A 21,754-nucleotide genomic window follows, 5' to 3' on the forward strand; every position below is an offset into this window, starting at 1 on the left:
GTGGAGCGCGCCACAACATGGTCCAGACCAATCAGGTTGTCAAGACCTGTGACACCACACCCCGGTCCTCACACCTCGCCGTCCCCGGCAATCACGGCCGCCGCCTCGTGCATCGACAGCTCCGGCAGCAACAGGTCGGTGAGCGTCCCCGAGCCGTCCGGCGAAATCAGCCGGCGCACCCCGCCATCGATCCGTCCGGGATACGGGACGACGATCCAGGTGCCGCGCCCCGCGGTGCGCACTCCCGTACCGACCCAGCGCTCCGACGGGCCCGGCGGCACGAAGAAACCCATGCGCGCGTCGCCGAAGTCCGCGAGGACCGGGCCCGGCCGGTCGACGAGCCGGTTCAGTACGTCGAACGTGGACAGCCGGGCTCCCCCGGCAGGATCAGTACGTCCCAGCGCCTGCCCGCCGGGAGCAGGACGGTCTCCAGGCGGTTGTGCTTCCACTCCCGGCGGCAGGCGTCGGGGTCCGGCGCCGCCGACACCAGCCACTCCACCGCGGTCTTCGCCCCCGAACCGGTCATGGCCCACAGCCTCCGTCTCCATGTGACGTCTGTCCGGCCAACGCGTTCACACGGGGAGAGCGGGGCGGGCGCCGGCCATGACGCGGGTTTCGGCGACACATTGAATCGTTCGTGAGCCGGTCAGCTGTCGAAGCCGAGGCCCAGCCGGTCCATCACCTTCAGCCACAGATTGCGCCGCCCGCCGTTGGCGTCCGCGCGGGCCAGCGACCATTTGGTGATGCCGATCCCGGCCCAGGCGACGGGCTCCGGCGGGAACGGCATCGGCTTCGACCGCACCATCTCCAGCTCGGTGCGCTCGGTGCGCTCGCCCGCGAGCAGATCGAGCATCACGTCCGCCCCGAACCGCGTGGCGCCGACGCCGAGTCCGGTGTAACCGGCGGCGTACGCGACCTTCCCGCCGTGCGCGGTTCCGAAGAAGGCGGAGAAGCGCGAGCAGGTGTCGATCGCCCCACCCCAGGCATGGCTGAAGCGGAGCCCCTCCAACTGCGGGAAGCACGCGAAGAACTGCTCCGCCAGCTTCAGATAGGTCTCGGGCCGGTGGTCCATCTCGGCGGTGACCTTGCCGCCGTACGGATAGATCGCGTCGTAGCCGCCCCACAGGATGCGGTGGTCGGCGGTGATGCGGAAGTAGTGGAACTGGTTGGCGCTGTCGCCGAGTCCCTGACGGTTCCGCCAGCCGATCGACTCCCGCTGCGCGGGCGACAGCGGCTCGGTCATCAGCGCGTAGTCGTAGACCGGGACGGTGAACGGGCGGACCCGCTTGATCAGCGAGGGGAAGACGTTCGTACCGAGCGCGACGCGCCGGGCGAAGACCCGGCCGTACGAGGTGCGGACGGCCGTCCCGGCGCCGGCGGAGGAGAGGTCGAGCGCGCGGGTGTTCTCGTAGATCCGTACGCCCAGGTCGAGGCACGCCCGCTTGAGGCCCCAGGCGAGCTTCGCCGGGTGCAGCATGGCGACCCCGCGCCGGTCGAACAGTCCGCCGAGAAACGTCGGCGAGTCGACCTCGGCCCGCACGGCGTCCCGGTCCAGCAGCTCGAGGCCTTCGCCGAAGCCGAGGCGCGCGGCCTCCTCGTACACCTCGTGGAGCTCTTCGAGCTGGTACGGCTCGGTGGCCACGTCGATCTCGCCGGAGCGCTCGAAGTCGCAGTCGATGCCGTAGGTGCCGACGGCGGCCTCGATGGCGTCGAGGTTCCGCGCGCCGAGCCCCTCCAGCTTCACCATGTCCTCGGGCCAGCGGGCGAGCCCGTTGCCGAGGCCATGGGTGAGCGATGCGGCGCAGAAGCCGCCGTTGCGGCCCGAGGCGGCCCAGCCCACCTCGCGGCCTTCGATCAGGACGACATCCCGCTCGGGGTCGCGCTCCTTGGCGAGGAGCGCGGTCCACAGTCCGCTGTAGCCGCCACCGACGACGAGGAGGTCGGTCCGCTCGTCGCCGGTGAGGGCGGGCAGGGCGGCGGGCTTGCCGGGGTCTTCCAGCCAGAAGGGGACGGGCTGGGCGTCGGAGAGTGATGAGGCAAAGGTCATGGCAGCTGGGGCCATGGTTTCCACTCCTTCGGAACCTATTTCGCTACAGCGGTCTTCTTCCGCCGGTTGCTGATCATCTGGCCGGCGACGACGACGATGACGGCGATGGCGAACATGGCCGTACCGATGACGTTGATCTGGACGGGCGTGCCGCGCTGGGCCGAGCCCCACACGAACATGGGGAAGGTGACGGTGTTGCCCGAGTTGAAGTTGGTGATGATGAAGTCGTCGAAGGAGAGCGCGAAGGACAGCAGCGCGCCCGCCGCGATGCCCGGGGCCGCGATCGGCAGGGTCACCCGCAGGAAGGTCTGCACGGGACCTGCGTAGAGATCACGTGCGGCCTCCTCCAGGCGCGGGTCCATCGACAGGACGCGCGCCTTGACGGCGGCGACGACGAAGCTGAGGCAGAACATGACGTGGGCGATCAGGATCGTCCAGAAGCCCAGCTCGATGCCCATGTTGAGGAACAGCGCCAGCAGCGAGGCCGCCATCACGATCTCGGGCATCGCCATCGGCAGGAAGATGAGCGAGTTGATCGTGCCACGCGCCCGGAAGCGGTAGCGGACCAGCGCGAAGGCGATCATCGTGCCGAGGACGGTCGCGCCGAGGGTCGACCAGGCGGCGATCTGGAGGGACAGCGAGAGCGAGCCGCACATGTCGGCGACCCCGCACGGGTCCTTCCAGGCGTCGAGCGAGAACTCCTGCCAGGCGTAGTTGAACCGCCCGTTGGGGTTGTTGAAGGAGAACACCGTCACGACGACGTTCGGCACGATCAGATAGGCGAGCGTACCGAGGCCCGCGATGACGACGAGATTGCGTCGGAGCCACTGCATCAGACCAGGTCCTCCGTTCCGGCGCGGCGGATGTAGACCGTGACCATGATCAGCACGACGGCCATCAGGATGAAGGACAGCGCGGCCGCTGTCGGGTAGTCCAGGATCCGCAGGTACTGCGACTGGATGACGTTGCCGATCATGCGGGTGTCCGTGGAGCCCAGCAGTTCGGCGTTGACGTAGTCGCCGCTCGCCGGGATGAAGGTGAGCAGCGTCCCGGAGACCACACCCGGCATGGAGAGCGGGAAGGTGACCTTGCGGAAGGTCGTGGCGGGCGTGGCGTAGAGGTCGCCCGCCGCCTCGTGCAGCCGGGTGTCGATCCGCTCCAGCGAGGTGTAGAGCGGCAGGATCATGAACGGCAGGAAGTTGTACGTCAGACCGCAGACGACCGCGAGCGGGGTGGCCAGCACCCGGTCGCCCTCGGTCATGCCGAGCCAGCTGGTGACGTCCAGGAGGTGCAGGGTGTTGAGCGTCTCCACGACCGGCCCGCCGTCCGCGAGGATCGTCTTCCAGGCGAGCGTGCGGATCAGGAAGCTGGTGAAGAAGGGCGCGATGACCAGGATCAGCAGCACATTGCGCCAGCGGCCCGCCTTGAACGCGATGAGGTACGCGAGCGGGTAGCCGAGCAGCAGACACAGCGCCGTGGCCGTGCCGGCGTACAGCAGCGAGCGCAGGAACTGCGGGTAGTACTCCTGGAAGGCCTCCCAGTAGGTCTGGAAGTGCCAGGTGACCTCGAAGCCCTGCTCGAGCGAGCCGGTCTGCACCGAGGTCGAGGCCTGGTAGACCATCGGCAGCACGAAGAAGACCAGCAGCCACAGGATGCCGGGAAGCAGCAGCCAGTACGGGACGAGCTTGCGGCGGACCGAGGGCTTGTGGACGGGTGGTTCGGCGGTCGCGGCCACCGGGGGCGGCGCTTCGGTGACGGTCATGCGCTCTCCTCGACCGTCTCGGCACCGGCGGAGCCCACTGTCCCAGCAAGCAGGGACTGTGCGGCATCGAGGCCGAAGGTGTGCTCCGGGTTCCAGTGCAGCACGACCTCGGCACCGGGCACGAGGCGGGAGTCCCGCTCGATGTTCTGTACGTACACCTCGAGCTCGGGGCAGACCGGGCTGTCGATGACGTACTGCGTGGAGACGCCGATGAAGCTGGAGTCGGCGATCTTTCCGGTGATCCGGTTGCGGCCGTCGGCGATCTCCCCCGCGTCGTCGGCGTGCGCGAGCGATATCTTCTCGGGCCGAACGCCGACCAGCAGCTTGCCGCCGTTGCGGGGCTGGGTGGCGACGCGCTGGGCGGGCAGCCGCAGCTTGGCGTCGGCGGCCGAGACCAGGATGTCGCCGGCCCCGGTCTCGGCGACCTCGGCCTCGATGAGGTTGGAGGTGCCGAGGAAGTTGGCGACGAAGGTCGTCTGCGGGTTCTCGTAGAGCTCGGCGGGCGCGCCCAGCTGCTCGACCCGGCCGCCGTTCATCACCGCGACCGTGTCGGCCATCGTCATGGCCTCCTCCTGGTCGTGGGTGACATGGACGAAGGTGATGCCGACCTCGGTCTGGATGCGCTTGAGCTCCAGCTGCATCTGGCGGCGCAGCTTGAGGTCGAGGGCACCGAGCGGCTCGTCGAGGAGGAGGACCTGCGGGTGGTTGATGAGTGCGCGGGCGACGGCGACGCGCTGCTGCTGGCCGCCGGAGAGCTGATGCGGCTTGCGGTGCGCGAAGTCACCGAGCTGGACCAGCTCGAGCATCTCGTCGACCTGCTTCTTGACCGACCTGATGCCGCGGCGGCGCAGGCCGAAGGCGACGTTCTCGTAGATGTTCAGATGCGGGAAGAGCGCGTAGCTCTGGAAGACCGTGTTGACCGGGCGCTTGTGCGGCGGCAGGGCGGTGACGTCCTTGTCGCCGAGGAAGACGGTGCCGGTGGTGGGGTCCTCAAGGCCGGCGATCATCCGCAGCGTGGTGGTCTTGCCGCAGCCGGAGGCGCCGAGCAGGGCGAAGAACGAGCCCTGGGGCACGGTCAGGTCGAGCGGATGCACGGCGGTGAAGGAGCCGTAGGTCTTGCTGATCCCGGAGAGCCGGACATCGCCGCCCTCGGTCTTCGAAGTCTTCGAATCAGTCATGGGTCGCGTTCCCAGTGGTGTCGATGGGCAGGGGGAGGTCAGGCGCCGATGAGCTTGGCGAACTTCTCTTCGTACGCCGTCTCTTCCTTGCTGCTGAGCGAGCGGAAGGCGTGGGACTTGGCGGCCATGGCCTTGTCCGGGAGGATCAGCGTGTTCGCGGCCAGGGCGGGGTCGATCTTGGCGAGCTCGTCCTTCACACCGTCGACCGGGCAGACGTAGTTGATGTACGCGGCCAGCTGCGCGGCGACCGGAAGCTCGTAGTAGTAGTCGATGAGCTTCTCGGCGTTGGTCTTGTGTCGGGCCTTGGCCGGGACCAGCAGGTTGTCGCTGGAGGTGATGTAACCGGCCGACGGGATCGTGAACTTGATGTCCGGGTTGTCGGCCTGGAGCTGGATGACGTCACCGGCCCAGGCGAGACAGGCCGCGAGGTCGCCCTTGTCCAGGTCCGAGGTGTAGTCGTTGCCGGTGAAGCGCCGGATCTGCTTCTTGTCGACGCCCTTCTGGAGCCGGCCGATCGCGGCGTCGTAGTCGGCGTCGGTGAACTTCCCGGGGTCCTTGCCCATGTCGAGCAGGGTCATGCCGACCGAGTCGCGCATCTCGGTGAGGAAGCCGACGCGGCCCTTGAGCGTGGGGTCGTCGAGCAGCTGGGTGACGGACTCCACCTTGCGGCCGCCGGTGGCCTTGGAGTTGTACGCGATGACCGTGGAGATACCGGTCCAGGGGTACGAGTAGGCCCGGCCCGGGTCCCAGTCGGGGCTGCGGAACTGGGGGGACAGATTGGCGAACGCGTGCGGCAGGTTCGACGGGTCGAGCTTCTGCGCCCAGCCGAGCCGGATGATCCGCGCGGCCAGCCAGTCGGTGACGCAGATCAGGTCTCGGCCGGTGTCCTGGCCGGCCGCGAGCTGCGGCTTGATCTTGCCGAAGAACTCGACGTTGTCGTTGATGTCCTCGGTGTACTTGACCGTGATCCCGGTGCGCTTGGTGAACGCCTCCAGGGTGGGACGGCTCTTCTCGTCCTCACTGATGTCCATGTACTCGGTCCAGTTCGAGAAGGCTATGCGCTTCTCCTTGGCCGAATGGTCGTCCGAGACCGCTGCGTCGCCCTCGCGCTTGGCGGGCGGGATGCCACAGGCGCTCAGCATCCCGGCACCGCCGATCGCGAGGGCGCCGACGCCAGACGCACGCAGCAGCGAGCGGCGGGAGAGGGCGCCCCGGCCGTTCGTCATACTGCGCTGCACAGCGGCCAGCTGGGCCGCGGAGAGGCGGTCGGACTGGTAGTGCTCCATGCGCTGTTCCCTTTCGGGTGGATGAGGCCGCTGGTCGGGCGGCGAGCGGCGCGGCGGTAGCCGCAGGTCCTTACGGTCGGTCCCCGAAGATCGTGCGGTGCCAGTCCTTCCTGATCACCGCGGTGTTGTCGTACATCACATGCTTGAGCTGCGTGTACTCCTCGAAGGAATAGGCCGACATGTCCTTTCCGAACCCGCTGGCCTTGTATCCGCCGTGGGGCATCTCGCTGATGATCGGGATGTGGTCGTTGACCCAGACACAGCCCGCCTTGATCTCGCGGGTGGCCCGGCCCGCGCGGTACACGTCACGGCTCCAGGCGGAGGCGGCGAGACCGTACGGGGTGTCGTTGGCGAGCGCGATGCCCTCGTCGTCCGCGTCGAAGGGCAGGACGACCAGGACCGGGCCGAAGATCTCGGACTGGACGACCTCGCTGTCCTGGGCGGCGCCCGCGATCAGGGTCGGCAGGTAGTACGCGCCCTTCTCCAGGTCCCCGCCTGGCGCCTTGCCGCCGGTGACGACGGTGGCGTACGAGCGGGCCCGGTCGACGAAGCCCGCGACCCGGTCGCGCTGGGTGTGCGAGACGAGCGGGCCGAGATCCGTGGACGGGTCGAAGGGGTCCCCGAGGCGTACGCCCGCCATCACGTCGGCGACGCCGGCGACGAACGCGTCGTAGAGCGGGCGCTGGACGTAGGCGCGGGTCGCGGCGGTACAGTCCTGGCCGCTGTTGATCAGCGAGCCGGCGACCGCGCCCTGCACGGCGGCCTCCAGGTCCGCGTCGTCGAAGACGACGAAGGGCGCCTTGCCGCCGAGCTCCAGGTGGAGCCGCTTCACGGTGGCGGTGGCGATCTCGGCGACGCGCTTGCCGACCGCGGTCGAGCCGGTGAAGGACGTCATGGCGACGTCCGGGTGCCCGACGAGATGCTCGCCCGCCTCCCTGCCTGCGCCGGTGACGACGTTGACGACACCGTCGGGGATCCCGGCCTCCACCGCGGCCCGGGCGAACATCAGGGAGGTCAGCGGGGTGAGCTCGGCGGGCTTGAGGACGATGGTGTTGCCCGCGGCGATGGCCGGGAGGATCTTCCAGGCCGCCATCTGGAGCGGATAGTTCCAGGGCGCGATGGAGCCGATGACGCCGACCGGCTCGCGGCGTACGTACGAGGTGTGGTCGCCGCTGTACTCGCCCGCGGACTGCCCCTGGAGATGGCGCGCGGCGCCGGCGAAGAACGCGGTGTTGTCCACGGTGCCGGGCACGTCGAACTCGCGGGTCAGCTTGATCGGCTTTCCGCACTGCAGCGACTCGGCCCGGGCGAGGTCCTCTGCCTGCTCGGCGAGCACGGACGCGAAGCGGTGGAGGGCGTCGGACCGCTCGCCGGGGGTGGCACCGGCCCAGCCGGGGAACGCCTCGCGCGCGGCGGCGACGGCCGCGTCCACGTCGGCGGTGCCCGCCAGCTCGTACTCGAGGACCTGCTCTCCGGTCGCGGGATCGACGACGGCGTGGTGCCGGCCCGATGTGCCGGGGCTCAGTCGGCCGCCGACGAACTGTGCGCCGTCCTTGAAACGGTCCTGTGCCTGGAAGCGGTTGCCCATGACGCTCTCCGTTGTCCCAGCTCGAATTGAGTGCCGATCCTGACAGAGTGAACTTTCGCCAACAAGTGATTCCGTAGTTGCCATTTGGTTACGCGACGGATTCGGTCGACCATGTGTCGCGCCCGGGCGACCATCCCCGTACGGAGTGTCAGTGGCGGATGCCAGACTCGCGTGCATGGGGATCACCAGCATCACCGCCGAGGCCCTGGTCGAGCGGATCAGAGGTGGGGGACGGGTCAAGTATCTGCACTTCTGGGGTCATGCGCCGCGACGCGACGGGACCATCGGTGCCAGTTGCCTGAGTCAGTGGTGGCCTGCGCCGTTCACCGTGGACGGAGTGGAGTACGCGACCGCGGAGCACTGGATGATGGCCGGAAAGGCGCGGCTGTTCGGCGACGCGGACGCGGAGCGCACGGCGGTCGCGGCGGCGAATCCGGCGCTCGCGAAGAAGACGGGCCGTCTCGTGCGCGGCTTCAGCGGGGAGATATGGGAGCGCGAGCGGTTCGGGATCGTGACCGAGGGCAACGTGCACAAGTTCGCCCAGCACGCCGACCTGCGGGAGTTCCTGCTCTCGACCGGCGACCGGGTGCTGGTGGAAGCGAGCCCGCTGGACCGCATCTGGGGAATCGGCCTCGCGGCGGACGACGAGCGGGCCCATGACCCCGCGCAGTGGCGGGGGCTGAATCTCCTGGGCTTCGCGCTGATGGAGGCGCGCGAGCGCCTGCGGGCCGAGCAGGGCTGACGCCGGGGCCCGAGGGGCAGGGCGGCCGGGCGGCGCGGGGGGCCGCCCGGACGTTCCCGTCCGGTCGGGCAGTGATCAGCGCGGGGCGGCGTCGACGACCAGCGTCGTCGCCCAGGGGTCCTCGTCGACGCCGCTCTCTTCCCATTCGTCGGCGTTCGCGACGATCCACGCGAAGAACGCGATGATGGCGAGACCCAGGGCGATGCCGATGGAGCCGAGAATGATGCCGGCGAGGGCCTGGCCCTTGTTGTTCGCCTCGCCCCGCTGGTAGCGCTTGCGGCCGAGGATGCCGAAGATCAGGGCGAGCACGCCCAGGATCAGGCTGGGTATGCCGTACATGCAGAACAGGCAGACGGCGAGGATGCCGAGCACCATCGCGGCCGTGCCCATACCGTTCTGCGGTTGGGTCCCCATGGCCCAGGAGCCGGAGTACCCCGGGTACCCGGGGTATCCGTAGCCGGGTGCACCGGCCTGGGCGCCCGGCGCGACCGGGTAGCCGTAGCCGGGGGCACCGGTCTGCGCCGTGCCCGGCGCCCCGGGGTAGCCGTACCCGGGGGCGGCCGGGTAGCCGTACGGGCCGGGCGTGGTCCGGGCGGGCCCGCCCGGGGCTGTCGGCGGAGGCGGTACGGCCCCGTCGCCCCCCGTGTCCGACCCGGCACCCGGCACCCCGGCCGAGGGCATCGACGTCACCGTGGGCTGGTCGTGGACGGCGGGGCGAGGCGGCTGCGCCTGCGGCGCCGTCTTGCCGAGATCCACCCTGTCCTGATGGTCCTGGGGAGCCCGGCGCTCCGGCGGGGCCCACGGGTCGTTCGGCTCGTATCCGCCGCCCGGCGGCTGGTCGCTCTGCTCTGGCATGGGCCCTCCCCCATCGTGAACTCGTCATGCTACGGGCTGCGCGCAGCACGGCACCCACCCCGCCTACGATGATCCCTGACCCGGACGGCTCAGCACACGGAGGAACCCGATGACCGATCTGCACCCCTTCATCGCGGGGCTTCCCAAGGCCGAGCTGCACGTCCACCACGTCGGTTCGGCGTCGCCGCGCATCGTGTCCGAACTGGCCGCCCGGCACCCGGACTCCCAGGTCCCCACCGACCCTGACGCCCTCGCCGACTACTTCACCTTCACCGACTTCGCGCACTTCATCGAGGTCTATCTCTCGGTCGTCGATCTCATCCGCACCCCCGAGGACGTCCGCCTGCTGACCTTCGAGGTCGCCCGCGACATGGCCCGGCAGAACATCCGGTACGCCGAGCTGACCATCACACCGTTCAGCTCCACCCGCCGGGGCATCCCCGAGCGGGGCTTCATGGAGGCGATCGAGGACGCCCGCAAGGCTGCCGAGTCCGAGCTCGGCGTGGTGCTGCGCTGGTGCTTCGACATCCCCGGCGAGGCGGGGCTCGACGCGGCCGAGGAGACGGCGCGGCTCGCGGTCGACCTCCGCCCGGAGGGCCTGGTCTCGTTCGGCCTCGGCGGGCCCGAGATCGGAGTACCGCGGCCGCAGTTCAAGCCGTACTTCGACCGGGCCATCGCCGCGGGGCTGCGGTCCGTGCCGCACGCCGGTGAGACGACGGGGCCGGGGACCATCTGGGACGCGCTGAACGAGCTGCGTGCCGAGCGCATCGGCCACGGCACCAGCGCCCCGCAGGACCCGAAGCTGCTGGCCCACCTGGCCGAGCACCGCATCCCGCTGGAGGTCTGCCCCACCTCCAACATCGCCACCCGGGCCGTGGCGAACCTCGATGAGCACCCCATCAAGGAGATGGTCGCCGCCGGAGTGCTGGTGACCGTCAACAGCGACGACCCGCCGATGTTCGGAACCGACCTCAACAACGAGTACGCGGTCGCCGCCCGGCTGCTGGAGCTGGACGAGCGGGGCGTCGCCGCGCTCGCGAAGAACGCGGTGGAGGCGTCGTTCCTCGACGCGGCCGGAAAGGCGCGGATCGCCACCGAGATCGACACCTACACCGAGCAGTGGCTGGCCGAGTGAGGCCGAGCCCATGCGTACCGTCACGCTCGTAGCGCACCGCGGCGACCCTTACGTCGCCCGCGAGAACACGCTGCCGTCGCTGCACTCGGCGATCGCCCATGGTGCGGACGCCGTCGAGGTCGACGTCCGGCTGACCCGCGACGGGGTGCCCGTGCTGCTGCACGACGAGACGCTCAAGCGGCTCTGGGGCCACGACCGTCCGCTCGCCCGGCTCACGCATGCGCAGCTGACCGAGCTGACGTCCGGCGGGGTGCCGACCCTGCGCGAGGCGCTGATCTCGGTGCGCGGCCACCGGCTGATGCTCGATCTGCCAGGCGCCGACGACGCGGCGGTGCGCGCGATCGTCGGCACGGTGCGCGAGTGCGGCGCGGACGAGCGGGTCTACTACACGGGCGGCCCGGTCGGCATGTTCGCGGTCCGCGCCGCCGACCCGGGCGCGGAGATCGCCCTCACCTGGACGACGCTCGCCCCGCCCCGGCCGGCCCTGCTGGGCGCGCTGCGGCCGCGCTGGCTCAACTACCGCTTCGGTCTGGTGAGCCGGGAGCTCGCGGACCGGGTCCACACGGACGGTCTGCTGCTCTCCGCCTGGACCGCCGACACACGCCGTACGATGCGCCGTCTCGTCGGCCGCGGGGTCGACTCGATCACGACCAACCGAGTCGATACGCTCGCCTCGGTACTCCTCAAGTCCCGTGCCGGAAAAGGACACTTCGCGTGACCGACAACTCCAGGATCCGCACCGACATCGCCCACAACGCCCGGGTCTGGAACTATTGGCTCGGCGGCAAGGACAACTATCTGATCGACCGCCAGGTCGGTGACCAGGTGACCGGGATGTACCCGAGCATCGGTCAGGTCGCCCGCTCGGACCGGGCGTTCCTGGGCCGGGCGGTCACCTTCCTCGCCCGCGAGGCGGGGGTGCGGCAGTTCCTGGACATCGGCACGGGGCTGCCGACCGTCGACAACACCCACGAGGTCGCGCAGCGCGTCGCCCCCGACGCACGGATCGTGTACGTCGACAACGACCCGATCGTGCTGACGCACGCCCGTGCGCTGCTGACCAGCACGTCGGAGGGCCGCACCGAGTACATCGACGCGGACGCCCACCGCCCCGACGACATCCTGCGGTCGGTCGAGCCGACGCTCGATCTGTCACGGCCGGTCGCGGTGATAATGCTCGGCATCCTCAACTTCGTCCTCGACACGGACGAGGCCACGTCGATCGTCCGCCGCATCATGGACGCCATACCGTCCGGCAGCCATCTCGCGCTCACGCACCCGACACTCGAGCTGGGTGGGGAGGGCAACGCCGAGGCGATGGCGTTCTGGAACGAGAACGCGACCCCGCCGATCACCGCCCGCAGCCGCGCCGAGTTCACCGGTTTCCTCGACGGGCTCGAGATCCTGGAACCGGGCATCGTCTCCTGTGCGCGCTGGCGCGCCGAGGGGGACCCGGCCGCGGAGGTTGCCCAGTTCGGCGCGGTGGGCCGCAAGCCGTAGTGGCCATACGGGGGGCATGGGCCGCCCGGCCGTGGGCGGTGGACCTGGGGCTCACCCTGCGGGTGCAGGCCGCGGTCACCCTGCCGTTCGTCGCGCCGCGCGCCCCGCACTGCCGGCGGCGACCAGGGAGGCGTACGGTCCCACCACCCTGACCGTGCTGCCGCTGCTCTGGCGCCGCCATGCACCGGTCGCGGTGCTGTCGGCCGTTCTGGCGACGAGCGCGCTGTACGAACTCGCGGTCGACGGGCCGGGACAGCCCCTCCCGTACACCGGCCAGGTGGTCGTCCACGCGATCGCGGGGCTGCCGATCGAGCGGGTGACGGGCGAGCGGTACGAGGACGAGGCATGCCCCGCCGCGTTCTGAAGCCGCTCGGCCTGCGCGGCACGCACTTCCCCGGCTCCGACCCGCGCATCCGCGGCGGGGTATTCGGCTAGGCCGACCGGGGGCCGGACCGGGCAGCCGCGGCTCCGGCCGGTCCAGGCTGCTCGGTCGGCTCGGTCGGCTCGGCATGCTGGGCCGCGGGCAGCGCCTCCAGCCGTTTGATCAGCCGTCGCACGTACAGCAGCGGGATCACCCCGACGACTCCGAACGACATGTCGATGACCGACCACCAGAAGGGGATGCCCCGGATCGGGCCGCAGATCAGCGCGAGCGGGATGATCCCGGCGCAGGCGATCATGCCGAACTCGACGACCCAGATGTTGCGTACGGGGTCGCGGTACGGGCCGTGGAAGGCGACGGCGATGACCAGGTGCGCGAAGGCCAGCCAGTCGGTCCCGTACAGAAGGAACGGGTACTGCTCGTCGGCGACCTCCGCGCCGTGCCGCACCCGCTCGATCCACTCGGACAGAGCCGGGAAGGTGTCCGCGACCGGGGAGGCCCAGGACGTCAGGGCGTCGTGGACGAGGTGGAGTTCGGTGACCAGGGGAAAGGCCGTCAGTCCGCTGAGGACCAGGCAGACGATGAACAGGACCAACCACACGCGTATGCGCCGCAAGAGGGCTCGTTCGCTCATGCCCGCAGCGTACGCCTTCTCTGAACATGTTCAAAAACTGGGGGCCGATGGTGAGTCCCGGCCTCTCCTCGTCCCGCACGGGGACGGCGGACTCCCGTGACGCCGAGTCCGCTACAGGCCGACGATTCCGTTCCACCGCTTCGCGAATTCCGTACGCTCTTCGGGCGTGATGTCCCGGGCTGTGGCGAGCCGCTCGCGCATCGCACCCCGGGGCGCGGGCCCCGCCAACCTGCCGATCATCGACATGTGTCTACACTTACTGGACACCTGTCCATTAAATCGATTGGCGATCATGAATCTGGCGGCGCATGTCCTGGTCGGCCTGGTGGCCGCGCTGCACGTCTACATCCTGGGGCTGGAGATGTTCCTGTGGGAGCGGGCGCCGGGGCGGGGACTGTCCGGGTTCGACGCGGAGCTGGCCCGGGCGACGGCGCCGCTGGCGGCCAACCAGGGGCTGTACAACGGGTTCCTGGCGGCCGGACTGGTGTGGGGGCTCGTCGTCGCGGACCCGACGGGCCACCGGGTGCAGGTCTTCTTCCTCGCGTGCGTGGTGATCGCCGGGCTGTACGGCGGCGCCACCGCGAACCGGCGCATCTACGTGGCCCAGGCCCTGCCGGGCGCGCTCGCGCTGGCCGCCGTGCTGGTGGCGGGATGAGCGGGGACCCCCGGGCGGAGCGCACCAGGGCCCGGCTGCGGCGGGCGCTGCTGGAGGAGTGCGCCGAGGGGCCGCTGGCGGAGGTCAGCGTCGCGGGGCTGGTCCGCCGTGCGGGCCTCGGGCGCGCCACGTTCTACCTGCACTACCCGGATCTGGACGCGCTCGCGGTGGACGCCTGCGCCGAGATCGTCCGGGACGCGGTGGAGGCGCTGCACGCGTGGCGGGGGGTGCCGGATCCGGCGGTCCCGCCTGCCGCGCTGACGTCGTTCTTCGGCCGGATCGCCCCGCACGCCGCGCTCTACCGCACGCTGCTCCGCGAGGGCGGCGGCGGGCCGCTGGGCGACCTCCTCCACCGCGAACTGCGTGCCCGCAGCCGCGACGAGCGCGCGCTGGCGGGCGCGCCCGAACCCGATCTGATCGCGTCGGCGGTGGCGGCGACGTTCACGGGCGTCCTGGCCGACTGGCTCCACGACCGCATTCCGGCGTCACCGGATGCGATGGCGGCCCGAGTGTGGCGCCTGCTGCTCTCACTGCACACGACTGCGCTGCCGTAGCCGCGGCGGCTCGCGTGCGAGCGAGCGCCTGCGGCGGGCTTCATCCTTGCCCCGCCCATCCCGAAACCGGGGCAAGCCCCCAGACCCCGGCCGTGGCCGCCGCCGAGGTGCCGGGATCACGATCGGGGGGACCGAGATGAGCACGATGGCGATGAGGATCGCCCCGATGTTCTTGTGGACGAACTCGATCTTGCCGAGGGCGGCGCCGAGCAGCGTGACGCCCGCGCCCCAGAGCATGCCGCAGGGCGTGATCGGTACGCCTGGCGGGCCCGGGTGTCCGTCCTCGAAACGCCGCACGGGCTCGAAGCGCGCCCAGCACCGACGAGCAGGTTCCGCGGGACCATCCGCTCAGCCTCGTGTCCACCGCAAACGCCGAGCGGCTCGAAGCGCGCCCAAGACCGTCTCTTCAGCCCGATGTCCGCCCTCGAACGCCGGACGGGCTCGAAGTACGCCCGGCAACGGTTCCGGGCCGGGGCGAGGCGGGAAAGAGACCCGCCACAGGCGCCACCGCCCGCCGCGGGCAGGAACGCCGAAGGGCGGGCCTGTGGCCCGCCCTTCGACTGCCGCCCCGACGGGGCACGGGGCACACGGGACGCCGCACGCGGTCAACTCCCGGCCCCGCCGGAGGCGTTACGCGTCCAGGGACGTCATCACGTGCTTGATCCGCGTGTAGTCGTCGAAGCCGTACGCCGACAGGTCCTTTCCGTAGCCCGACTTCTTGAAGCCGCCGTGCGGCATCTCGGCCACCAGCGGAATGTGCGTGTTGATCCACACGCAGCCGAAGTCCAGCACCTTGGACATCCGCATCGCCCGCGCGTGGTCCTTCGTCCACACCGACGACGCCAGCGCGTACTCCACGCCGTTGGCGTACTCGACCGCCTGCTCCTCGTCGCGGAAGGACTGGACCGTGATGACCGGGCCGAAGACCTCGTTCTGGACGATCTCGTCGTCCTGCACGAGGCCGGACACGACGGTCGGGGCGTAGAAGTAGCCCTTGTCGCCGACCTGGTGACCGCCCGCCTCCACCTTGGCGTGCGCCGGCAGGCGGTCGATGAAGCCGGCCACCTGCTTCAGCTGGTTGGCGTTGTTCAGCGGGCCGTAGAGCACGTCCGCGTCGTCCGGCTGACCCGTCTTCGTGTCCTTCGCGGCCTTGGCGAGCGCCGCCACGAACTCGTCGTGGATCGACTCGTGCACGAGCACACGCGTCGCCGCCGTACAGTCCTGGCCCGCGTTGAAGAAGCCCGCCACCGAGATGTCCTCGACGGCCTTCGCGATGTCGGTGTCCTCGAAGACGACGACCGGCGCCTTGCCGCCCAGCTCCAGGTGGACGCGCTTGACGTCCTTCGCGGCGGACGCGGCGACCTGCATGCCCGCCCGTACCGAACCGGTGATGGACGCCATCGCCGGGACCCGGTGCTCGACCATCATGCGGCCCGTCTCGCGGTCGCCGCACAGGACGTTGAAGACACCCTTCGGCACGATCGAGCCGATGATCTCGGCGATCAGGACCGTGGACGCGGGGGTCGTGTCGGACGGCTTCAGCACCACGGTGTTGCCCGCGGCCAGCGCCGGCGCGAACTTCCAGACCGCCATCATCATCGGGTAGTTCCACGGCGCGACCTGCGCGCAGACACCGACCGGCTCGCGGCGGACGATGGACGTCATGCCCTCCATGTACTCACCGGCCGAGCGGCCCTCGAGCATCCGGGCCGCGCCCGCGAAGAAGCGGATCTGGTCGATCATGGGCGGGATCTCTTCGGTGCGGGTGAGCTCCAGCGGCTTGCCCGTGTTCTCCGACTCGGCCGCGATCAGCTCCTCGGCCCGCTCCTCGAACGCGTCCGCGATCTTCAGCAGCACCCGCTGGCGCTCCGACGGCGTGGTGTCGCGCCAGGCCGGGAAGGCCGCGGCGGCCGCGGCCATGGCGGCGTCGACGTCCGCCTCACCGGAGAGCGGTGAGGTCGCGTACACCTCGCCCGTGGCCGGGTTGACCACCTCGATGGTCCGCCCGTCCGCGGCGTCCCGGAATTCTCCGTCGATGTAGTTGCGCAGACGACGCAGTTCGGTGGTCACAGCCACCCCTCCTCAGATGTCCGATGGGTGAGACACCCCCACACTACGACGCTCAGGCTAGCCCGCCAGGTGACGCTTTCGACAGGCCCGACGCCCACTACCTTCGAAATCGGTGAGATTTCTTCCTCACAACAACGAATTTCATCGCTCATGGGTTGCGGGATCGACGACTCCGGTGCACAGTGATGCCCGTGGCCAGCCGAAGCACAGACTCCAGGACCGGGAGCGGATCGTCCCCGACGATCGATGCCGTCTCCCTGGCGATCATCGAGCAGTTGCAGGAGGACGGACGCCGTCCGTACGCCGCGATAGGCAAGGCCGTGGGCCTTTCCGAAGCGGCCGTGCGGCAGCGCGTCCAGAAGCTGCTCGACCAGGGCGTGATGCAGATCGTCGCCGTCACCGACCCGCTCACCGTGGGTCTGCGGCGTCAGGCGATGGTCGGGATCAACGTCGAGGGCGACCTGGACCCGGTGGCCGACGCACTGACTGCCATGTCCGAGTGCGAGTACGTCGTCATGACGGCGGGCTCGTTCGACCTCATGGTGGAGATCGTCTGCGAGGACGACGATCACCTGCTGGAAGTGATCAACCGGCGCATCCGCACCCTCCCCGGTGTGCGCTCCACCGAGAGCTTCGTCTACCTCAAGCTCAAGAAGCAGACCTATATGTGGGGAACCCGATAGCCGTGAGCAAGGACCTCTCCAAGACCGCCTACGACCACCTGTGGATGCACTTCACCCGCATGTCGTCGTACGAGAACTCGCCCGTTCCCACCATCGTGCGTGGTGAGGGCACCTACATCTACGACGACAAGGGCAAGCGCTACCTCGACGGCCTCGCCGGCCTGTTCGTGGTCCAGGCAGGCCACGGCCGCAAGGAGCTCGCCGAGGTCGCGGCCAAGCAGGCGCAGGAACTCGCCTTCTTCCCCGTGTGGTCGTACGCCCACCCGCAGGCGGTGGAGCTGGCCGAGCGGCTCGCCAACGAGGCCCCGGGCGACCTGAACAAGGTCTTCTTCACCACCGGCGGCGGCGAGGCGGTCGAGACCGCCTGGAAGCTCGCCAAGCAGTACTTCAAGCTCGTGGGCAAGCCGACCAAGTACAAGGTCATCTCGCGTGCGGTCGCCTACCACGGCACCCCGCAGGGCGCCCTGTCCATCACCGGCCTGCCGGGCCTGAAGGCCCCGTTCGAGCCGCTGGTGCCCGGGGCGCACAAGGTGCCGAACACCAACATCTACCGCGCCCCGCTGTACGGCGACGACCCGGAGGCCTTCGGCCGCTGGGCCGCCGACCAGATCGAGCAGCAGATCCTCTTCGAGGGCCCCGACACCGTCGCCGCGGTCTTCCTCGAGCCCGTGCAGAACGCCGGTGGCTGCTTCCCGCCGCCGCCCGGCTACTTCCAGCGGGTCCGTGAGATCTGCGACCAGTACGACGTACTGCTCGTCTCGGACGAGGTCATCTGCGCCTTCGGCCGCCTCGGCAAGACGTTCGCCTGCGACAAGTTCGGCTACGTACCGGACATGATCACCTGCGCCAAGGGCATGACCTCGGGTTACTCACCGATCGGCGCGTGCATCATCTCCGACCGGCTCGCCGAGCCGTTCTACAAGGGCGACAACACCTTCCTGCACGGCTACACCTTCGGCGGCCACCCGGTCTCCGCGGCCGTCGGCATCGCCAACCTCGACCTGTTCGAGCGCGAGAAGCTCAACCAGCACGTCCTCGACAACGAGGGCGCGTTCCTCTCGACGCTGCAGAAGCTCCACGACCTGCCGATCGTCGGCGACGTCCGCGGCAACGGCTTCTTCTACGGCATCGAGCTGGTGAAGGACAAGAACACGAAGGAGTCCTTCAACGAGGAGGAGACCGAGCGCGTCCTGTACGGCTTCCTCTCCAAGGCGCTGTTCGACGCCGGCCTGTACTGCCGCGCCGACGACCGCGGCGACCCGGTCGTCCAGCTGGCCCCGCCGCTGATCTCCGACCAGTCCACCTTCGACGAGATCGAGCAGATCCTGCGCTCGGTCCTCTCGGAGGCCTGGACCAAGCTGTAGGCCGGTCCGCAGGCGTCACAGGCCGCTTGCAGACCATCCGCTCATCGGCTTCCCGTGGCCCGGATGCACCCCTTCGAGTGAGAGGGGAGCCTCCGGGCCGCGTGCTGTCCGCACACCTCGTTCCGAGTCCCTACGGTGCTGTGACCGATCGGCCTCGACCTCGTTCCCCCGTACGGGGGAACGGAACAACGGATCTGAACCGAGGTGTACGCCATGGTGGTGGCCCCGCCGGACAACGATGTGCTCTGGGCACGCTCCCTGCACCACTCCCTGGGCGGCTCGCCCGCCCTCTGTGGAGTCTCCCTCGGCGTGAGCGAAGGCGAGATCCTCGCCGTGAACGGCCCGCGCGGCTGCGGAAAGACCACGCTCCTGCGCTGTCTTTCGGGCCAGCTCGTCCCTGAGCAGGGCGAGGTGTGGTTCAACAGCAGCCCCGTCCACACCATGAGGGCGCTCACCCGTGAGCGGCTGCGCCGCGACCGCTTCGGCTGGATCGGGCACGAGCCTCAGCTGGTGCCCGAGCTCAACGCCTGGGAGAACGCCGCCCTGCCGCTGCTGCTGCGCGGCTCCTCCCACCGCGTCGCCAGGGCCACCGCCATGGAGTGGCTGGAGCGGCTCGACATCGGCGCATGCGCGCGCAAGCGGCCCCACGCGCTGCTCCAGGCCCAGCGACAGCGGATCGCTCTCGCCCGCGCGCTCGTGACCACGCCCGCGGTGCTCTTCGCCGACGAGCCCACCGCCACGCTGCACCAGGCCGACCGCGCCCACGTGCTGCGTACGCTCACCACGGCGGCGCGCTCGCATCGCATCACCCTCATCCTCGCCACCCACGACGGGGAGGTGGCGACGCTCGCCGATCGCACGGTGTCTCTGGTCGACGGCCGGCGCGTCAACTCCGCCCACGGCTCCGACGCGGAAGGCCGGGCCGAGTGCTCGCTCTCCGTCTGACCCGCGGCGCCCACCCCCTGGTCCTGCTGCGCCGGCTGATGGTCACCGCGGCGTCGGGCGGCGTCGCCTTCCTGCTGCTGTGCACGCTGGCGCAAGCGGCGACGCAGCCGGAGGCGACCCCCGAACCGCTGCTGCGGCTGCTGTGGTGTCTGGCGCCGCTCGCCGCGACCGTGCACCTCGCGGTCGCCGTGGCGCGTACGGACCCGTGCACCCGGCCCCGGCCGGGGCTGTCCGCGATCGGTCTGGGACCCAGGCGTCTCACCGCGCTGGCCGCGGTGTCGACGGCCGTGTCGTGCACGCTCGGCAGCATGCTGGCGCTGCTGGTCTTCCTGCACATGCGGGGCGATCTGACGGGGCTTCCGATCGACGGGGCGGCCGCCGAGCAGCTCTCCGCCGGCGGGCCCCTGCCGCTCGGCGCCGCACTCACCCTCCTGGCGCTCGTACCGCTGACCGGGGCGGGGGCCGCGGCGATCGTGCTGCGCCCGCGCCGTACGAAGTCGGGCGAGGACGTCGAGGAGGAGCGCGAAGGGCACCGGTCCGGAGCCGGGCCCAGCGGACTCCCGTGGGGCGTCGCGCTCACCGCGGCGGGCATCGCGGTCGAGGCGTACGCGGGCGAAGGCGCGACGGGCGGCGTTGCCGGAGGCGCCGGGCATCCTCCTGGCGGGGTGCTGCTGGGCTGGACGCTGACCGCGCTGGGGCTCGCGATGGCAGGTCCCGGCACGGTGCATCTGTGCGGGCGCGTGCTGCAGGCCGTACGGCCCGGGGCGGTGCGGCTGCTCGCGGGGCGGGCGCTGATGGACGACGCGGCCCGCATCGGGCAGCCGCTCGGGGTCGTCTGCGCGGTGGCGTCCGCCCTGATCGCGGCCGAGGCGCTCGCGGGCGGCGGGGACGTACCGCGGCCCTTCGGCGAGCTGACCGGGCTCGGGGCCGCCCTGGTCCTGGCCTGTACGACGGCGACACTCCTGATTTCCGCCCTGGAGGTCAAGCACACCCGGGCGGCCACCCGGGCGGGCCTGCTGGGCCTCGGCGCTCCGGTTTCCGTTCTCCGGGCGTCCGTGGCGTTGCGGGCGGTGGTCCTGCTGGTGGTCTTCGCTCCGCTCACCTGGGCGGTGGCGGAGCTGGCGGCGCTCCCGCTGCGCCGCTGACCCCGGCGCAGGGGCGGGCCGGCCGAGGCCTATCGTGGGGCGCATGGTGCACGCAGACAGGCGCAGACTGGGCTCGTCGTTCGACGACGACCGCGAGATCGAGACCCTCGAGGAGTTCGACCAGGTGGTCGCGCGCGGCACCCTCGCCGGGCACCGCGTCCAGTCGGTCGACCTGACGGCACGTACGTTCGCGCTGCTCTCCGCCGACACCACCGGCGCGTTGTTCCTCGGCTGCCGCATGGAGCCCGACGCCGCAACCAAGGTCCGCTCGGAGGGCGCGCTCGTCTTCCCGCCGATACCGGATCTGCCGTTCGATCCGTACCGCGGGCTGCTGTACTCCCCCGACGAACTGTTCGACGGCCTTGCCGACGGCGGCTACGAGAGCACGACCGACGCCCTCACGTACGAGTGGTTCCAGCAGACCAGGGCCGACCGCGACATCTACGCGTCGATGCTGCGGTCCATCCACGACGACGCCGTCTCGGACGCCCTCGACGAACTCCTGGCCGAGGCCCAGGTGGTGGGCGTGATGGGCGGCCACGCGATGGGCCGCGGCACCTCCGCCTACGCGGGCGCGGCCAGGCTCGGCCGGGCCCTGGCCCGTACCGGCCCGGTCGTGGCGACGGGCGGCGGCCCCGGCGCGATGGAGGCCGCGAACCTGGGCGCGTACGCGTCGGCGCACCCCGACGAGATGCTCGACGAGGCGCTCGAACTCCTGGCCAAGGCCCCCTCGTTCACCCCGTCGATCACGGACTGGGCGGCCGCCGCCTTCGAGGTCCGCGCGCGCTGGCCGCAGGGCGGGGACTCGATCGGCATCCCGACCTGGTTCTACGGACACGAGCCGCCGAACCCGTTCGCGGGTCACATCGCCAAGTACTTCGCCAACGCCACCCGCGAGGACGGCCTCCTCGCCCGCTGCAACGCCGGAGTGGTCTTCCTCCCCGGCGCGGCCGGCACGGTCCAGGAGATCTTCGACAACGCGACCCCGAACTACTACGAGTCCCGCGGCGAACCCACGCCCATGGTGCTGGTGGACCGCGCCCACTGGACCGAGAAGCTCCCGGCCTGGCCGCTCCTCCGGTCCCTTGCGGGCAACCGCTCCATGGAGTCCCGTATCGCCCTGGTCGACTCGGTGGACGAGGTCCCCCAGGCACTGGCCCGGCTGACGACGGGCTGACGTCCCCGGCGGTGAGCCGGGCGGCCCTCTCGTCCGATCGCTGGGCGTGGCG

Annotated in this window: 22 protein-coding genes and 2 pseudogenes; 12 read left to right on the top strand and 12 right to left on the bottom strand. The window is 70.5% G+C overall.

Annotation, left to right across the window (positions count from 1 at the left end):
* Positions 1–68: 68 nt before the first annotated feature.
* The 7 genes and pseudogenes from ACWCP0_RS23605 to ACWCP0_RS23635 all read right to left on the bottom strand — a co-directional run bounded on the left by ACWCP0_RS23605 (position 69) and on the right by ACWCP0_RS23635 (position 7,861).
* Positions 69–526 (bottom strand): annotated as a pseudogene (locus ACWCP0_RS23605) (hypothetical protein).
* 120 nt (positions 527–646) lie between these two features.
* Entirely contained in the window at positions 647–2,062 is a 1,416-nt protein-coding gene (locus tag ACWCP0_RS23610) for an NAD(P)/FAD-dependent oxidoreductase (protein WP_451080790.1), read from the bottom strand.
* 20 nt (positions 2,063–2,082) lie between these two features.
* Entirely contained in the window at positions 2,083–2,880 is a 798-nt protein-coding gene (locus ACWCP0_RS23615; protein ID WP_451080791.1) for an ABC transporter permease, read from the bottom strand.
* Positions 2,880–3,809 carry an ABC transporter permease gene (locus tag ACWCP0_RS23620; protein WP_451080792.1) on the bottom strand — a complete coding sequence of 310 codons (930 nt, stop codon included), beginning with the start codon at positions 3,807–3,809 and terminating at the stop codon, positions 2,880–2,882. Before ACWCP0_RS23620 ends, ACWCP0_RS23615 begins: the two co-directional genes overlap by 1 nt.
* Positions 3,806–4,987 carry an ABC transporter ATP-binding protein gene (locus ACWCP0_RS23625; RefSeq protein ID WP_451080793.1) on the bottom strand — a complete coding sequence of 394 codons (1,182 nt, stop codon included), beginning with the start codon at positions 4,985–4,987 and terminating at the stop codon, positions 3,806–3,808. The genes ACWCP0_RS23620 and ACWCP0_RS23625 overlap by 4 nt, the downstream gene beginning before the upstream one ends.
* Positions 4,988–5,025: 38 nt before the next feature.
* The gene (locus ACWCP0_RS23630; protein WP_451080794.1) at positions 5,026–6,273 is read right to left on the bottom strand and encodes an ABC transporter substrate-binding protein; all 1,248 of its coding nucleotides are present in this window, start codon (positions 6,271–6,273) and stop codon (positions 5,026–5,028) included.
* A gap of 70 nt (positions 6,274–6,343) precedes the next feature.
* The gene (locus tag ACWCP0_RS23635) at positions 6,344–7,861 is read right to left on the bottom strand and encodes a gamma-aminobutyraldehyde dehydrogenase (RefSeq protein ID WP_451080795.1); all 1,518 of its coding nucleotides are present in this window, start codon (positions 7,859–7,861) and stop codon (positions 6,344–6,346) included.
* Positions 7,862–8,036: 175 nt separating this feature from the next.
* On the opposite strand from ACWCP0_RS23635, the gene ACWCP0_RS23640 reads away from it, so the two are divergent.
* Positions 8,037–8,603 (top strand): NADAR family protein, encoded by a 567-nt coding sequence (locus ACWCP0_RS23640; RefSeq protein ID WP_451080796.1) that lies wholly within the window; start codon positions 8,037–8,039, stop codon positions 8,601–8,603.
* Positions 8,604–8,678: 75 nt separating this feature from the next.
* On the opposite strand, the gene ACWCP0_RS23645 is transcribed toward ACWCP0_RS23640, so the two are convergent.
* On the bottom strand, positions 8,679–9,458 hold the full coding sequence (locus ACWCP0_RS23645; protein ID WP_451080797.1) for a DUF4190 domain-containing protein: 780 nt from the start codon (positions 9,456–9,458) through the stop codon (positions 8,679–8,681).
* A 109-nt stretch (positions 9,459–9,567) separates the two neighbouring features.
* On the opposite strand from ACWCP0_RS23645, the gene ACWCP0_RS23650 reads away from it, so the two are divergent.
* From ACWCP0_RS23650 to ACWCP0_RS23665, 4 genes are all read left to right on the top strand, one after another.
* Complete coding sequence (locus ACWCP0_RS23650) at positions 9,568–10,593, top strand: adenosine deaminase (protein WP_451080798.1); 1,026 nt, start codon at positions 9,568–9,570, stop codon at positions 10,591–10,593.
* 10 nt (positions 10,594–10,603) lie between these two features.
* A complete protein-coding gene (locus ACWCP0_RS23655) occupies positions 10,604–11,311 on the top strand; it encodes a glycerophosphodiester phosphodiesterase (RefSeq protein ID WP_451080799.1) in 708 nt (235 codons plus the stop codon).
* Complete coding sequence (locus tag ACWCP0_RS23660; protein WP_451080800.1) at positions 11,308–12,093, top strand: SAM-dependent methyltransferase; 786 nt, start codon at positions 11,308–11,310, stop codon at positions 12,091–12,093. Before ACWCP0_RS23655 ends, ACWCP0_RS23660 begins: the two co-directional genes overlap by 4 nt.
* A gap of 154 nt (positions 12,094–12,247) precedes the next feature.
* Positions 12,248–12,457 (top strand): hypothetical protein, encoded by a 210-nt coding sequence (locus ACWCP0_RS23665; RefSeq protein WP_451080801.1) that lies wholly within the window; start codon positions 12,248–12,250, stop codon positions 12,455–12,457.
* Positions 12,458–12,524: 67 nt separating this feature from the next.
* Here the strand turns inward: ACWCP0_RS23665 and ACWCP0_RS23670 are convergent, their stop codons facing one another.
* A complete protein-coding gene (locus ACWCP0_RS23670; protein WP_451080802.1) occupies positions 12,525–13,109 on the bottom strand; it encodes a hypothetical protein in 585 nt (194 codons plus the stop codon).
* Between the two features lie 111 nt (positions 13,110–13,220).
* On the bottom strand, positions 13,221–13,349 hold the full coding sequence (locus ACWCP0_RS23675; RefSeq protein ID WP_451080865.1) for a hypothetical protein: 129 nt from the start codon (positions 13,347–13,349) through the stop codon (positions 13,221–13,223).
* A 52-nt stretch (positions 13,350–13,401) separates the two neighbouring features.
* On the opposite strand from ACWCP0_RS23675, the gene ACWCP0_RS23680 reads away from it, so the two are divergent.
* Together ACWCP0_RS23680 and ACWCP0_RS23685 are read left to right on the top strand one after the other, a co-directional pair.
* Complete coding sequence (locus ACWCP0_RS23680) at positions 13,402–13,764, top strand: DUF1304 domain-containing protein (RefSeq protein WP_451080856.1); 363 nt, start codon at positions 13,402–13,404, stop codon at positions 13,762–13,764.
* Positions 13,761–14,318 (top strand): TetR/AcrR family transcriptional regulator, encoded by a 558-nt coding sequence (locus tag ACWCP0_RS23685; protein WP_451080803.1) that lies wholly within the window; start codon positions 13,761–13,763, stop codon positions 14,316–14,318. The genes ACWCP0_RS23680 and ACWCP0_RS23685 overlap by 4 nt, the downstream gene beginning before the upstream one ends.
* Here the strand turns inward: ACWCP0_RS23685 and ACWCP0_RS23690 are convergent.
* Together ACWCP0_RS23690 and ACWCP0_RS23695 are read right to left on the bottom strand one after the other, a co-directional pair.
* Positions 14,292–14,558, bottom strand: a pseudogene (locus ACWCP0_RS23690) (hypothetical protein); the annotation flags it as partial. The gene ACWCP0_RS23685 and the pseudogene ACWCP0_RS23690 overlap by 27 nt on opposite strands.
* Before the next feature lie 390 nt (positions 14,559–14,948).
* Positions 14,949–16,388, bottom strand: coding sequence for a gamma-aminobutyraldehyde dehydrogenase (locus ACWCP0_RS23695; protein ID WP_451080804.1), 1,440 nt, complete (start codon positions 16,386–16,388; stop codon positions 14,949–14,951).
* Between the two features lie 191 nt (positions 16,389–16,579).
* On the opposite strand from ACWCP0_RS23695, the gene ACWCP0_RS23700 reads away from it, so the two are divergent.
* The 5 genes from ACWCP0_RS23700 (at position 16,580) to ACWCP0_RS23720 (ending at position 21,702) form a co-directional block, all read left to right on the top strand.
* Positions 16,580–17,071 carry an Lrp/AsnC family transcriptional regulator gene (locus ACWCP0_RS23700; protein WP_262007703.1) on the top strand — a complete coding sequence of 164 codons (492 nt, stop codon included), beginning with the start codon at positions 16,580–16,582 and terminating at the stop codon, positions 17,069–17,071.
* The gene (locus tag ACWCP0_RS23705) at positions 17,056–18,435 is read left to right on the top strand and encodes an aspartate aminotransferase family protein (protein WP_451080805.1); all 1,380 of its coding nucleotides are present in this window, start codon (positions 17,056–17,058) and stop codon (positions 18,433–18,435) included. The genes ACWCP0_RS23700 and ACWCP0_RS23705 overlap by 16 nt, the downstream gene beginning before the upstream one ends.
* Positions 18,436–18,651: 216 nt before the next feature.
* Entirely contained in the window at positions 18,652–19,380 is a 729-nt protein-coding gene (locus ACWCP0_RS23710; protein ID WP_451080857.1) for an ABC transporter ATP-binding protein, read from the top strand.
* Entirely contained in the window at positions 19,362–20,525 is a 1,164-nt protein-coding gene (locus ACWCP0_RS23715) for a hypothetical protein (protein WP_451080806.1), read from the top strand. The genes ACWCP0_RS23710 and ACWCP0_RS23715 overlap by 19 nt, the downstream gene beginning before the upstream one ends.
* A 43-nt stretch (positions 20,526–20,568) precedes the next feature.
* On the top strand, positions 20,569–21,702 hold the full coding sequence (locus ACWCP0_RS23720) for an LOG family protein (RefSeq protein ID WP_451080807.1): 1,134 nt from the start codon (positions 20,569–20,571) through the stop codon (positions 21,700–21,702).
* The last annotated feature ends 52 nt before the right edge of the window (positions 21,703–21,754 follow it).

This window comes from Streptomyces sp. NPDC001970, assembly GCF_053594115.1.

Coding starts and splice junctions, on each gene's coding strand:
- ACWCP0_RS23610 (WP_451080790.1), bottom strand. CDS start 2,062: ATGGCCCCAGCTGCCATGACCTTTGCCTCATCACTCTCCGACGCCCAG.
- ACWCP0_RS23615 (WP_451080791.1), bottom strand. CDS start 2,880: ATGCAGTGGCTCCGACGCAATCTCGTCGTCATCGCGGGCCTCGGTACG.
- ACWCP0_RS23620 (WP_451080792.1), bottom strand. CDS start 3,809: ATGACCGTCACCGAAGCGCCGCCCCCGGTGGCCGCGACCGCCGAACCA.
- ACWCP0_RS23625 (WP_451080793.1), bottom strand. CDS start 4,987: ATGACTGATTCGAAGACTTCGAAGACCGAGGGCGGCGATGTCCGGCTC.
- ACWCP0_RS23630 (WP_451080794.1), bottom strand. CDS start 6,273: ATGGAGCACTACCAGTCCGACCGCCTCTCCGCGGCCCAGCTGGCCGCT.
- ACWCP0_RS23635 (WP_451080795.1), bottom strand. CDS start 7,861: ATGGGCAACCGCTTCCAGGCACAGGACCGTTTCAAGGACGGCGCACAG.
- ACWCP0_RS23640 (WP_451080796.1), top strand. CDS start 8,037: ATGGGGATCACCAGCATCACCGCCGAGGCCCTGGTCGAGCGGATCAGA.
- ACWCP0_RS23645 (WP_451080797.1), bottom strand. CDS start 9,458: ATGCCAGAGCAGAGCGACCAGCCGCCGGGCGGCGGATACGAGCCGAAC.
- ACWCP0_RS23650 (WP_451080798.1), top strand. CDS start 9,568: ATGACCGATCTGCACCCCTTCATCGCGGGGCTTCCCAAGGCCGAGCTG.
- ACWCP0_RS23655 (WP_451080799.1), top strand. CDS start 10,604: ATGCGTACCGTCACGCTCGTAGCGCACCGCGGCGACCCTTACGTCGCC.
- ACWCP0_RS23670 (WP_451080802.1), bottom strand. CDS start 13,109: ATGAGCGAACGAGCCCTCTTGCGGCGCATACGCGTGTGGTTGGTCCTG.
- ACWCP0_RS23675 (WP_451080865.1), bottom strand. CDS start 13,349: ATGATCGGCAGGTTGGCGGGGCCCGCGCCCCGGGGTGCGATGCGCGAG.
- ACWCP0_RS23680 (WP_451080856.1), top strand. CDS start 13,402: ATGAATCTGGCGGCGCATGTCCTGGTCGGCCTGGTGGCCGCGCTGCAC.
- ACWCP0_RS23685 (WP_451080803.1), top strand. CDS start 13,761: ATGAGCGGGGACCCCCGGGCGGAGCGCACCAGGGCCCGGCTGCGGCGG.
- ACWCP0_RS23720 (WP_451080807.1), top strand. CDS start 20,569: ATGGTGCACGCAGACAGGCGCAGACTGGGCTCGTCGTTCGACGACGAC.